Raw genomic sequence first — 13,016 nt, 5'->3', positions numbered from 1 at the left:
TATGCCGAACTCCACCCCCACCTCCACCGATTCATCCCACTGGATGGATGCGCTGGCGAATTTCCTGATGGATGAACCGGCGGTGGAATCCATCCGGCTGAATCCGGACTCCAAAAGGGTGGAAATGGCCACTCTGGGCCAGGTGGATGGCGAGCTGCTGCAGGCGAAGCTCTCTGAAGTGCTGCGGGCGGTGGATGCCCGGTGGCTGAAACAAAACGGCCAGGTGCCGCCAAGCAGCGGCATGCTGGGTGTGCAGCAGAAGAATGGCGCGCTTGTGCTGGAAAAGCCCTCCTGCCCGACCGCGCCAAAGTTCTGGAAGTGGCGTGATTTTGCCTGGCCGGAGCCGGACGAACTGGAACAGGAAAGCGATGACGAGTGGCGCCTCCTGGCACTGCAGGCGGGGATCTGCGCGGTCACATTGGTGGCAGGCTATGTGACGGAGCGTTTCTTTGCCGCGCCGGCCTGGCTTCCCAAGAGCCTGCTCTCCATCTCTCTGATCGCCGGCGGCTGGGATGCTGCCAAGGACACCTGGGAAAACCTGCGCGAGCGGCGCCTGGATGTGCATTTCCTGATGCTCGCTGTGGCTGTTGGGGCTGTTTCGATCGGTGCATGGGAGGAAGGCGCGCTGCTGCTGTTCCTGTTTTCCACGTCCGGGGCGCTGGAGCATTTTGTGATGTTTCGCACGCACCGGGAAATCAATGCGCTGACCAAGGCGGCGCCCAAATTTGCCCATGTGCTGCAGCCGGACGGAACCACCGAGGACCGCGGCGTGCAGACGCTGCAGGTGGGAGATGTGATCGTGGTCAAGCCGGACGAACTCTTCGCCGTGGACGGCACGGTGATCGAAGGCACAACGGCCGCAGATGAGTCTACTCTCACCGGCGAGGCGGTGCCCATAGCGAAGGAACCGGGTGCGGCCATCTACGGCGGCACCTTGAACCAGTGGGGTCTGGTCCATGTGCGTGTGGACCGGCCAGCCACACAGAGCGCCCTGGCGAAAATCATTTCCCTGATCCAGACCGCGCAGCACCTGCGCGCGCCCAGCCAGCGTTTTACCGACCGCTTTGGCACGCCCTACACCCTTTTCACTCTGGGCGTGGTGGCGCTGATGTTTTTTGTGTGGTGGCTGGCCTTTGGCATTCCGCCGCTGGAAAACACCGCGGCCTCGAAGTCGTCCTTCTACCGTGCCATGACGCTGCTGGTGGTGATGAGCCCGTGCGCGCTGGTGCTTTCCATCCCTTCAGCCATCCTGGCCGCAATCGCCTGGGGGGCACGCCGCGGCGTGCTGTTCCGGGGTGGAGCCGCGATCGAAAAGCTGGCTGAGGTGAACGTCATTGCCATGGACAAAACGGGGACGCTCACGGAAGGCGAGCTGAAGGTGACGAAGATCGAGAGCTTCCCCGCCGGCCGGGAGCAGGATGTGCTGCGCATCGCGGCAAGCCTGGAGGCGAATTCGAACCACCCCATTGCCCGCGCGATCACGCATTTTGCCAAATCCCAGGGCATCGTGGTGGACAAGCTGGCAGAATTTCAGTCGATCACAGGCCAAGGCCTGCGCGGGCGCACGGCTGGCGGACTGAGCTACGTGGGGAGGCGCGAACTTGTGAAAGACAGCGCCCTCGGAGCGGTGCTGGCCGGGGTGCCGGACGCCCCCCTGGGGTTCAGCGAGGTCTGGGTGCTGCACGAGCAGATCGTCGGGCGCGTCCTTCTGAAGGACGAGATCCGCGCCGGAAGCCGGGTCGTGCTGGAAAAACTGGCCGCCGAGGGCGTGCGCACCATCATGCTGACCGGCGACCGCCGCGCCGCTGCGACCGAGGTGGGAGAGAAGCTTGGCATCTCCGAAGTGCGTGCCGGATTGCACCCGGAGGACAAAGTGGCCGCCATCCGGGAGCTGACGCAGACCGGCCACAAGGTGGCGATGATCGGCGATGGCGTGAACGACGCGCCGAGCCTGGCGGCGGCGTATGTCTCCGTGGCCATGGGGGCGCGGGGCAGCGATGCCGCTCTGGAGCAGAGCGACGTGGTGCTGATGCAGGACAAAATCGAAAAACTGCTCTCCGCGCGGCGCATCAGCCAGCGTGCGCGCGGGATCATCCAGCAGAACCTGATCATCTCTCTGGGCAGCGTGATCATCATGGCGGTGGCCTCCCTGTTCGGCTGGGTGCCGCTGACCCTGGGCGTGCTGACGCATGAGGGCAGCACGGTGGTGGTGTGCCTGAACAGCCTGCGCCTGCTGTTTGAGAAGGAGTAATCCAGCCCCGCATTTTCCATCTGCGCAACTCCGTGCTGGACGATTCACACCTTTTATTCATAAAGTAGGCAAAATCTCGGCATGCGCATTCTCTCCAAAGTCCTCTGGACCATCGCTTTCCTCGTCGCCACCTTCTTCTGGATGGTGCTCTTTGAGCACGGATTCAGCATGAAGGGTCTGACCGAAGGAACAGGCGCCGAATTGCATGGCATCGCCGCCTGGTTCGGCGGCGGAAAGAAGTAGCCGCCGCATTTTTTATTTAACCAAGACAGGACCCCCCAAGCACTATGACCGTTCAGGAAGCCGACCTCGACCCCAAATACCAAGCCCTTTGGAAAAAAGCCCTTATTTCCGCCGAGCGGAAAAACTGGGAGTACGTCATTGACCAGGTGCTGCCCATTGTGACGGCCAACGTCGGATTTTTGGATGGCCGCAAACTGCTGCGCAGCGCTGAAGGTGAAGTCGTCGGAAGCGGCGGCAAGAAATTCGGCTTCAGCCTCGGCGGCTTCAAGCCCACCGCCAAGAAAGACCCCGCTGAAACGATCGCCGACATGGAGGAAAACGTGTTCCGCAAGGACCCCTTCAACCTCGGTGCAAACGAGCAGCTGTATGATCTGGCCATGAAGATGAACTACCCGGAGCTGGCGTCCTTTGCGCTGGAGACCATCCGCGGCGGTCATCCGGAGAACACCAAGAACATGCACAAGCTGGCGCAGCATTACATGGAGCAGAAGCAGCCAGATCTGGCTGCCAACACCTACAGCGCCATCGTCAAGATCAACCCGCGCGACATGGAGGCCAAGCAGGGCGAAAAAAACGCCGCCGCTCAAAGCTCCATTCAGAAGGGCGGCTGGAACTCCGGCAACTTCAACGAGACCAAGAAGAACTCGGCCGAGGCCCAGGAGATCGAACTTTTCAACCGCCAGGGCATGACCCAGGAGCAGATGGAGCAGCTGCTGGCCAAGACCATCGAGCAGTACAATGCCGACCAGACCAACATCCTCGTGGTCAAGCGCATGTCCGAGCTCTACGAGCGCCTCAACCAGCTCGAGACCTCCCTCATGTTCTTTGACTACGCCCTGACCCTGAACCCCGGGGACGTGGCGCTCCAGCGCAAGGTGGAAATCCTTCGCGACAAGGTGCAGGATCAGCAAATCGCGGACTACGAGCGCGAAATCGAGGCAGATCCGGACGCGCCTGACATCGAAGACAAACGCGCACAGCTTGCCGAAATCCGCCGCCAGCGCGCCAGCGTGGTCATCAACGACGCCAAGACCCGTGTGGACCGCAACCCCACCGACAAGGCGCTGCGTTACGAACTGGGCCAGGCTTATTTCAACGCCGGCATGTATGGAGAAGCCCTTCCCGAGCTGCAGCAGGCCAAGGCGAGCCCGAACCTGCGCATCAAGGCGATCCTGATGCTGGGCCGCTGCTTCGAGCGCAAGAACATGAACGACCTGGCCAAAACCTCGCTGATGGAGGCGTCCAAGGAGCTCCTCGTCATGGATGCCACCAAGAAGGAAGTGCTCTACGAACTGGCCAACGTGATGGAAAAGATGGGCGACAAGGCTGGCAGCCTGGAAGCGCTCAAGGAAATCTACAACGCCGACTACGGCTACAAGGACGTGGCACGGCGCGTGGAATCCTCCTACACGTAATCGCTCTTACGACTGTTTCCGCCTAAACACCCCGTTTTCGCATTCCGAAAACGGGGTGTTTTTCTTTCGCCTGAATTGGTACTGGAAAGCCCTCTCTCCGTCCGCCATCTTGCAGGCTGATGATACATGAATTTCTCGCCGCCGCTGACATCTGGCACACCGTAAAAGAGGGCATCCCCGTGGTGCTGGCTCTGATTTTGATCGAAGGCCTGCTCTCAGTGGACAATGCGCTGGCGATCGCCGCAATGGCCTCGCATTTGAACGAAGAGCAGCGCAAGAAGGCGATGAACATCGGTTACATCGGGGCTTACGGCTTCCGCATTGTCGCCCTGCTGACCGCCAGCCTCATCATGGGCAACCATTGGCTGATGCTGCTGGGCTCCCTCTATCTTGTGTGGCTCATGTGCGACCACTTTGCCGCCCAGGATGACGATGATGAGACGGATGGAAGCAAGGCAAAGAAGGTGCCTCAAAGCTTTGCCTCCACGATCGCGATGATCGCCTTGCTGGATCTGAGCCTGAGTTTTGACAACGTGGTGGCCGCCGTGGCCTTCGCCCGGGACAGCAAGGTGCTGGTGTACATCGGCGTGACGCTGGGCATCATCACGCTGCGGCTGGTGGCGGGCTACTGCATCAAGCTTTTGGAACGGCAGCCCTGGCTGGAGCACACCGCGTTTTTGCTGGTCGGTTTCGTGGGCATGCTGCTCGGCCTGGAGCTTTACTGGGACCAGTACGTCAAGCATGTGGTGGAACCCGGCGGATTCAGCCTCATCAGCGAGGGAGGCGGGCACTACCACATCGCCAAGTCGGTGAAATTTGCCGGCATCATCAGCATCCTTCTGCTGCATCTGGCCTACGAGAAAAATGCCGCCGTCAAAGGCGTGCTGCGCCCGCTGATGCGCCTGTTCCGCCTGCCAGTGAAAATCGTGGCCAAGATCGCAGGTGCTGTCTTTGGTGTGATCGCCTGGCCCTTTAACGCCATCTGGAACGCCGTGAGCCGCAAGGCCGCGAGCCCGAAATAAAAATCCCCCGGCGGTGATGCCGGGGGATGGATGAATCAAGCGATGGCAGATGCTCTGTGTGCCGCTTAGGGCTTGGGCTTGGTGATCATCTCGAAGTCGTCGCTGCGGAAGGGCGTGACCGGCAGTGCCTCTGCGCTGTAGAGATTGCACACGGGATTGTCCGCCCAGGCGTAACGAACGGCCACGGGATTGGCGACGTCTTTGGCGGTGACCACGACCGTGTCCTTGCCGGTGATTTTTGCCTCGGCCCAGGCCCACTTTTTGTCTTCACCGCAGACCATGAAGCCCTTCACCTCGCCGACATCAATGGTGCGCAAGGAGCTGCCGAAGGTGTCGAGCGTGACAGTGGCTTTGTTTCCTTCAAACTTCGCGGCTTTGAATTCGGGGCTGCGGTAAGGCAGCTTCATGCCGTAGTCCTTCACCAGCGCCCAGCGGGCCAGACGCTCGGCCACATCGCGCTTGTTTTTTGGGTGGATGTCGTTTGCCTCACCGAGGTCGATGATGACGGCCTGGCCGCCGTTTTTGATGGCGTTCTGCGTCTTCGTCTGGCTCTCGCGCAGCTCAGCCCACGCGCTCATCACGGCCTGGCTGGCGTCGGTCTTTTCGGCCATGAAGTCGGCCAGCTGCACCCAGTAGAATGGGAAATCTCCCTGCTTCCATTCATTGCGCCAGTTCTGGATCATGAAGGGGAAGAGGCTGGCGTATTCATAGGCACGGCCGGCGTTGGTTTCGCCCTGATACCAGATGGCGCCCTTGATGCCGTAGCCGATGGTGGGCAGCAAGGCGCCGTTGTAGATGTTCGCGGGGCGCGCGTTTCCGTTCAGCCAGGCGGTGGGCGGTGCGGGAGCGCGGGTGTTGAAGGGCTTGCCCTCTTTCTTGGCTGCCTCAGCCAGCTTGGTCCAGGCGGCGAGATCGGCGTCATACTTGGCCTTGGCCGCCGGGGAATTCAGGGTGGCCTCGTTCTTCTTGGTGTTTTCCATCAGCAGCTTGAAGCGCGGGTCTTTTTCCAGTTCACCGCGGTTCACCCAGGCCTCGCAGGCGCTGCCGCCCCAGGCGTTATTGATCAGGCCCACCGGCACATCCAGCATCTTGTGCAGCACGCGGCCGTAGAAGAAACCGACGGCGCTAAAGCCGCCCACCGTGGCCGGAGAGCACTCTTTCCACTCACCCTTGAAGTCTTTCTGCGGCTCCTGCGTGCCCACGTTTGGCACCGTGATCAGGCGAATGTTCGGGAACTTCGCCGAGGCGATTTCCAGATCGGAGTCCCAGCTGGAGCTGACGCTCCACTGCATGTTGGACTGCCCGGAGCAGATCCACACCTCGCCGACGAGGACGTTTTTGATTTCCTTCGCGCTGCTGCCTTTGATGGAAAGCGTCGCAGGCTTGTCGCTCGCAGGCACGGGGTCCAGCTTCACCGTCCACTTGCCATCGGCACCAGCCTTCGCGGTTTTGGTTTGATCGCCAAACTTCACCGTCACCTCCGTGCCGGGAGCGTCCCAGCCCCACAGCGGATTCGTCTGCTTCTGCTGCAGCACCATGTTGTCGCCGATGATGGCGGGGAGTTTGAGTTCAGCGCGGGCATTGAGCGCCAGCGCTGCGAGGAGGGTGGTAAGAGAGAGAAGTCTCATGGTTAAAATAGAGGGGCAAAGAAACGCAGCGGGACGGGCGGTTTTCAAAGTCTTTTCATCGGCAAAGTCAGCGCTTGAAACCGGGGTGCTTCCCTCCCATTTGCAGACCGCCCCCGGATGATTCAAAACAACCCGCCAGCATCAGACAACTTCCTGCCGAAGATTGTCAGCCAGCCTGTGAAGGCCGGCCATGGCATGAAGATCGGCATCTTCGCCGGCATTCATGGCGATGAAGAAGCCGGCACCCTGGCCACTCACGAGCTCATTGCCTGGGCTTCTGGAAAACCAGAAGAGCTTCATGACTACGAGCTGCATTTCTTTCCGGTGTGCAATCCCACCGGCTGCCACCTCGGCACCCGGCACAGCCACAGCGGGCTGGATCTGAACCGCGAATTCTGGTGCGGCTCCGTCGAGCCCGAAGTGATCTTCCTCGAAGCCGAGCTGCGCCGTGAAAGCTACGACGGCATCATTTCACTGCACTCCGACGACACCTCGGACGGCTGCTACGGCTTCGTCAGCGGAGCGCTTCTCAGCGAGCACCTGCTGGAGCCCGCGCTGCAGGCCTCAAGCCAGTTTCTGCCACGCAACGAACAAGACATCATCGACGGCTTCCGCGCCTCCCGCGGCATCATCAAAGAAGGCTACCTCGGCATCCTCCGCGCCCCACCCGACCAGCGCCCCCATGCTCTGGAGATCGTCTTTGAAACACCCGCGCTGGCTCCGATGGACGCGCAGGTGAAAGCGACCGTTGCGGCGGTGAAGCGGATCCTGGCGGAATATCGGGAGCTGCAGGCGTATGCGGCGAATTTGTGAGAAAATGGAGCCTCAATGACCCGCTCGCATGCGCGGCCGGCTGCGTGAGGATTCAGTTCAGCTCCTACAACAGCATGCACACCACCTGCTGCCCGAGGCGCAGGTAGAGCCGGTTGCCGACGATCGCAGGATGGCTCAGCACATGGATGTTGCTCTCGCACACATGCAGGTGGCCCAGTTTTTTAGCCTTGGGTCCGTTCACATCATGGAGCATCAGGCAGCCTTTGTCAGAAAGCGTCAGGGTGCGGCCGAGGCCATCGCTGATGATGGAGGCGTAAGTGCCAAAGTCGCGATCCTCAAGATTCCACAATGGTTTTAGAGTTTGCGCATCCAGGCATTGCAACTGCTGACTGCAACCGACGATACGTGCTCCCACTCGCACAGGTGAATGGGCATCCGGGGCGAGGTCTTCGTAATGGGCAACGGGTGTGTCGATCAGCCTGCCTGCTGCATCAAATTCAAAGAGGCGCGTGCCGTTGTTTTCGCTGAACACGCACAGCCGCTGTCCGATCATGAACGGCGTGGGCACATTGAAATCACCTTTTTGCTCCGGCTTATGCTCCCACAGGCGTTTGCCCGTCGCCGCATCCCATCCGCCAAGGGTCTCCTCGTCGTAACCGACGAGCTGGGCTTTTCCGTGCACGATGGCGGCAATGAAACCGGCATAACTGGCTCGACGGCCCGGAGATTCCCACAGCACATCTCCGGTCTTCGGATCCAGTGCGATGAGCGAGGCCTCACGTCCGCCGGGTTGCACGATCAGCCGGCCTTCATGAAGCAGCGGCGAGCCGGTGCAGCCCCACTTGGGCAGCGCCGCCTCGAATTCCGGGGGCAGATGACGGGTCCACACCAGCTCTCCGCTGGCGAGATCGACACAGTTCAAATGTCCGAAAGCTCCCAACAAAAAAACACGCCCCTCGGAGATGAGGGGCGTGGCCCGGGGAGAGTTGCCATAATCGAGCGGCTCCCGCGCTGTCGCAGGATATTCAAATCGCCATCGTTCCAAGCCGCTGGCGGCTTCGAGGCAAAAAAAAACATCTGCGCCGTCCAGGGAGTCACGTGCTCCGAGTATGACCTCACGCTCCGTCGCGGCGATACCGCCAACGCCATCCGCAGGCACTTCCACTTGCCAAGCTGGAACCATTTTCTCAGGCAATGCGGCAGGCAGCCAGGGCGCGACGCCATCGCGGTTTGGACCACGAAACTGGTGCCAGCCCACCGGTTTCGGCACCACCTTGCCATCCGGCTCTGTCATGTCGATGAAACCAAGCACACTTTCCATGACCTTGAGCAGTTCAGGATCGCCTCCAGTGTCGAGCAATGCCTCGGTGATAGCTTTGATCTGCTCCTTGCTCAATCCACTGCTCGCAAAAGCGGTGATGAACGGCACGTCTTTCGTCGTTGCCACGATGCGCAGATCGCCCTGCTTGATGGTGCCGCAGCCCGAGAGCAAAGGCTCCGCATAACTCGAGATCACCGCCGCGGCATTTTCGCCTGCGGGAAGTTTCATGAGCGCCTCAGCCGCGGTGCTGCATGAAGGAGACGTTTCCAGTTTCTCAGGCACTGCCACACCTGCCTCCTTGAGCAAGGCGATGGCTGCGGCTGATTTTTCCTCGCAATCCTCCGGCCCGAAGAGGATGCGGGCGCCTTTGAGATCCGCGAGAGTTTTGACGGGTGAGTCACGACGCACCACGATGAGCCCCTGCTGGCTGGCGCTGCCGTCCTTCCCTGTCAGCCGGGCCACTGGCGTGAACTCCAGTTTGTTTTTTGCCGCCTCGCTCAGCACGACGGATTTTTTGCCGATGATGATGCCCGGCGCGCCTTTCATCTCTTTTAATGCCGTCGCTATTTTTTCCGCATGGGTCACGGTGATTTCAATCCCGGTCTTCTGCTGCAAATGTGCGGCCAGCGCGCGGTAGTTGCGCTGCGCATAGCCTTTCACGCAGTCGCATGCGAGATCTTTGGACAAAGGGTCCATCACCAGCATGGAGATTGTTTCGGCCTGCGCAGCACTGGCTGCCAGCAGGCATGCTGCGAGGGCGAGTTGAGTCAGACGTAGTTTCATAACCATTAGTTCTGGCGTTTGAAGATCTTGGTTTCGCGCGTGAGCTTCATTTCGATCTCATCGTCACTTTTCATGGTGACCTGCGTGGAGAAATCGACATATCCGTCACCTCGCTCGATTTCGAACTGGATGTGCCCGTCCTCCACACCACTCGTGTACCAGCGGCGGAACCCCTTGTCCGCGCTGGAACGAGCGCCCGAATCCACGTTCAGCGTGAGGCTATGGTCAGGCTTGAAGGTGAATGATTCGAACGGCGGCTCCGGCACATATTCATAAGGATCAAAATCATTGCTAGAGCGCCTTGGGGCGCTGCCGGTGTTCACCGCCTTCCACGTGCCCACCAGTTTCAACGCGGCTTCTTCGGCAGCCTTCATCTTCTTGTCCAGCTCTGCCACAAGAGGCGCCGCCTCGGCGTTCGGCAGCATGATGCAGATGTGGTTCATGTCCTGATATTGCACGTAATAGCGATTACGTTTCTCATCCAGGCCCAGCGCCACATGCTTGCAGCCGCCGCCGATGCGCGCGCGTCCGATCACAGCCTGCAGCTCGCCCTTTTCGTTGTAGCGCTTGATATGACCGATGCTCGACTCCGCGGTGAGAATGTCGCCATTGCCGCAGCAGAGCACATTCATCGGATTGCAGCAGCTGCCGAAGCCGTTGTTCTCGTCTTTGAAGCGCTCGCCGAAAGCGGAGATGTTTTTACCCTCAAGGTCATAGATGCCCACACGAAATTTCGTGTTTTCCGCCGTCAAAATACGATCCCCGGCCACCGTCATGTCCATCTGGCCGCAGCAGCCACGCATGTCGCCAATCACTTTGCGTGGGTTGTCAAACTTCGGTCCGGTGCGCCAGATTTCATAGCCTCGGTTGCGCGACAAAGTCACCAGGATGTCATCGCCTGCAGCGCTGATGGATGGAGTGCGCATGCGGTATTGCATCAGCTGTGCAATGCGTGATTCGGTCAGATTGTCCGCCTCGCTGAGGCTCTTCATCATCATTTTGAGGGATTGCAGCCGCGACTTGTCACGCGAGGTCACTTCCGCCTCGGCCTTCTCCTCCAGGCGCGTGATCTGGTCCTTGATGCTTTTAATCTGTGAATTGCGGCTGCTCGCGTAGGTTTCCTGATCTTTCTTGTACTGCTCGATCACTTCCTCCCTGAGCTTCCTCTCGTCAATATTGAGCAGCGTGAGCAAGTCCGTCTGCGCCACGATTTTTCCTTCCAGCGTGCATTTGCAAAGCTGACCTCCGCCCGCGACGAGGTAATGACCGTCCTTTGTCAACGCGAGAGCATCAGGGGCGAACGGAAGTTCAATCTCCCCCTTCAACTGCTTGTCCGGGCTGTAGACCTGAATCCAGCCTCCCGGTGTTCCTGGCGCGGGCTTGGACACGCCATTCCGCGTATAAACCGGTCTGGGCGAGATCGCGGTCACGATGTCTCCTGCCTGATTCAGCAGGAACGTGTTCATCGTGACCGACGTGGGCCCGTGGGCTGGTTTTAAAACATCCACCTGCCTATGGGTGGGTTCGTAACTTTGGGTGGAGGATGCGGCAAATGCCACACCTGCAGCGAGGACGACGACGGACGAGAACAACAAGGTTTGCATAAGCGTCAGGGCAAAGTTTGCCGGTATTCCAGCGGTTAGCCCCCTGCACGTCAATGCTAAAAACTTATCTTATCTCCCCGCCTTCAATCTGAGCAACTTAGCACCCGCCGCATTCAGCGTCTCCAACTGCTTCGCATAATGAAAGCGGATGAAGCGGTGCTCGGGCTCTCGGAAAAAGCTGGAGCCAGGCACGCCGGCCACCCCCACTTCTTTGACGAACCATTCCGCTGCCTCAGTGTCCGTGGGGAAACCGAGCGATGAAATGTCCATGAGCACATAGTAGGCCCCGTGCGGCTCGGTAAATGGCAGGCCGGTGGCGCGGAGGTGATTGAGGAAGACATCTCGCTTCGCGGTGTAGAGATCGCGCAGGCCGTGGTAGTAGCTGTCCGGCAGTTCCAGTCCGGCGACAGCGGCTTCCTGAAGCGGCGCGGCGGCACCAACCGTGAGGAAATCATGCACCTTGCGCGCCTGCGCGATAATGTGCGGCGCGGCCTGCACGTAGCCCAAGCGCCAGCCCGTGATCGAGTAGGTCTTCGAGAGTGAATTACACACGATCACACGCTCCGCCGCAGCGGGCAGCGAGTGCATGTACACATGCTCATGCGGCCCATAGACGATGTGCTCATAGGGCTCGTCCATGATGACAAAGGCGTCGTGCTTTTCCGCGAGATCGAGGATCATCTGCAGTTCCTCACGCGTGAAAACTTTGCCGGTGGGGTTGGAGGGATTGCAGACGATGATGGCCTTCGCCCCCTGCGCAAAGGCGCGCGCGAGTTCATCGGGATCAAACCCAAACTGCGGCGGGCGCAGCGGCACATAGATCGGCTCAGCACCGGACAGGATGGCGTCCGCGGCGTAGTTCTCATAGAAAGGCGAGAACACGATCACTTTATCCCCCAGCTCGCAGCAGGTCATCATGGCACACATCATGGCCTCGGTGCTGCCGCAGGTGACGACGAGGTTTTGATCTGGATCCACCGGTGTGCCGGAGAAATGCGTAATCTTTTTGGCCAATGCCTGGCGGAAGCGCGGCGCTCCCCACGTGACCGCATACTGGTGGAAGTTGCCGCGCGTGGCACGCTCCAGCGCGGCGAGGATTTCCTCCGGCGGATTGAAGTCGGGAAAGCCTTGGGAAAGATTGACCGCGCCATGTTGGTTGGAAAGGCGCGTCATCGCGCGGATGACGGATTCGGTGAAGGCGTGGAGGCGGCGGGAGGTTGCAGGCATCCTTGCGATTTGGGCGAGATGCCGCCACCATGCAACCAACCAATCTGACCCACATGCTGCGCCGCCTTCTCCTGCTCGCCCTGCTTCTCCCTCTTTCCTGCCGCGCCGCCGAGGAATGGCAGACCCTCTTCAATGGCAAAGACCTCACCGGCTGGCATGCCAACGTCATGCCCGAATCCTTCACCGTCGTGGACGGCGCCATCCGCGCCCATGCCACCAAGCCCAGCGCCCACCTGTTTTTTGCGGGCGATGCCAAGGAAGGTTTCGTGAAGTTCAAAAACTTCGTCTTTGAAGCGACATGCCGCAGCGAGCCAAACTCAAACTCCGGCATCTTCATTCACACAGACATGAGCACGCGAGACAGCGCGCTTCATCTCGCCAAAGGCTACGAAATCCAGCTCAACAGCACCGCCAAAGAAAAGCGCAAAACAGGCAGCCTCTATGCCGTCGTGGATCTCGCCCAGTCGCCCGTGGACGAAAGCCAGTGGTTCAAAGTCCGCATCACCGTGAATGGCAAGCACATCCAAATCCATCTCAATGACAAGCCGGTGGTGGACTACACGGAGCCTGACAACGTCACTCGTCCGCCCGAGCGCGCCGGACGCCTGATCAATGCCCAGGGCGGCGGCATCGCGCTGCAGGCGCATGATCCGGGCAGCGTGTTTTACTTCAAAGACATCCGCATCCAGCGCCTGCCGTGATCGGCAGGACTTGCACCGCCAAAACAACACGCTCAGCTTCATTCTCG

Annotated in this window: 10 protein-coding genes; 6 read left to right on the top strand and 4 right to left on the bottom strand. The window is 60.0% G+C overall.

The features are described 5' to 3' along the window. The first annotated feature begins 1 nt into the window (after position 1). From ACILSO_RS26595 to ACILSO_RS26580, 4 genes are all read left to right on the top strand, one after another. Positions 2–2,251, top strand: a complete 2,250-nt coding sequence (locus ACILSO_RS26595; protein ID WP_395740517.1) for a heavy metal translocating P-type ATPase — start codon at positions 2–4, stop codon at positions 2,249–2,251. 81 nt (positions 2,252–2,332) lie between these two features. Beyond that, a complete protein-coding gene (locus ACILSO_RS26590; protein WP_395740516.1) occupies positions 2,333–2,494 on the top strand; it encodes a hypothetical protein in 162 nt (53 codons plus the stop codon). A gap of 44 nt (positions 2,495–2,538) precedes the next feature. After that, entirely contained in the window at positions 2,539–3,909 is a 1,371-nt protein-coding gene (locus ACILSO_RS26585; RefSeq protein WP_395740515.1) for a hypothetical protein, read from the top strand. 119 nt (positions 3,910–4,028) lie between these two features. Then, positions 4,029–4,931, top strand: a complete 903-nt coding sequence (locus ACILSO_RS26580) for a DUF475 domain-containing protein (protein WP_395740514.1) — start codon at positions 4,029–4,031, stop codon at positions 4,929–4,931. 65 nt (positions 4,932–4,996) lie between these two features. Here ACILSO_RS26580 and ACILSO_RS26575 read toward each other — a convergent pair whose 3' ends face one another. Then, a complete protein-coding gene (locus ACILSO_RS26575; protein ID WP_395740513.1) occupies positions 4,997–6,559 on the bottom strand; it encodes a sialate O-acetylesterase in 1,563 nt (520 codons plus the stop codon). A gap of 117 nt (positions 6,560–6,676) precedes the next feature. Between ACILSO_RS26575 and ACILSO_RS26570 the strand changes: the two genes are divergently transcribed. Beyond that, positions 6,677–7,372, top strand: a complete 696-nt coding sequence (locus ACILSO_RS26570; RefSeq protein WP_395740512.1) for a succinylglutamate desuccinylase/aspartoacylase family protein — start codon at positions 6,677–6,679, stop codon at positions 7,370–7,372. A gap of 64 nt (positions 7,373–7,436) precedes the next feature. Here ACILSO_RS26570 and ACILSO_RS26565 read toward each other — a convergent pair whose 3' ends face one another. The 3 genes from ACILSO_RS26565 to ACILSO_RS26555 all read right to left on the bottom strand — a co-directional run bounded on the left by ACILSO_RS26565 (position 7,437) and on the right by ACILSO_RS26555 (position 12,268). Then, positions 7,437–9,437 carry a PhnD/SsuA/transferrin family substrate-binding protein gene (locus tag ACILSO_RS26565; RefSeq protein ID WP_395740511.1) on the bottom strand — a complete coding sequence of 667 codons (2,001 nt, stop codon included), beginning with the start codon at positions 9,435–9,437 and terminating at the stop codon, positions 7,437–7,439. Between the two features lie 5 nt (positions 9,438–9,442). Beyond that, complete coding sequence (locus tag ACILSO_RS26560; RefSeq protein ID WP_395740510.1) at positions 9,443–10,903, bottom strand: hypothetical protein; 1,461 nt, start codon at positions 10,901–10,903, stop codon at positions 9,443–9,445. A gap of 207 nt (positions 10,904–11,110) precedes the next feature. Further along, positions 11,111–12,268 carry a pyridoxal phosphate-dependent aminotransferase gene (locus ACILSO_RS26555; protein WP_395740509.1) on the bottom strand — a complete coding sequence of 386 codons (1,158 nt, stop codon included), beginning with the start codon at positions 12,266–12,268 and terminating at the stop codon, positions 11,111–11,113. A 29-nt stretch (positions 12,269–12,297) separates the two neighbouring features. Here ACILSO_RS26555 and ACILSO_RS26550 point away from each other — a divergent pair, with 29 nt between their 5' ends. Next, positions 12,298–12,969, top strand: a complete 672-nt coding sequence (locus tag ACILSO_RS26550) for a DUF1080 domain-containing protein (RefSeq protein ID WP_395740508.1) — start codon at positions 12,298–12,300, stop codon at positions 12,967–12,969. The last annotated feature ends 47 nt before the right edge of the window (positions 12,970–13,016 follow it).

This window comes from Prosthecobacter sp. (genome assembly GCF_044226605.1).
Classification (GTDB): domain Bacteria; phylum Verrucomicrobiota; class Verrucomicrobiia; order Verrucomicrobiales; family Verrucomicrobiaceae; genus Prosthecobacter.
This window is presented reverse-complemented; position numbering and strand designations above follow the sequence as displayed.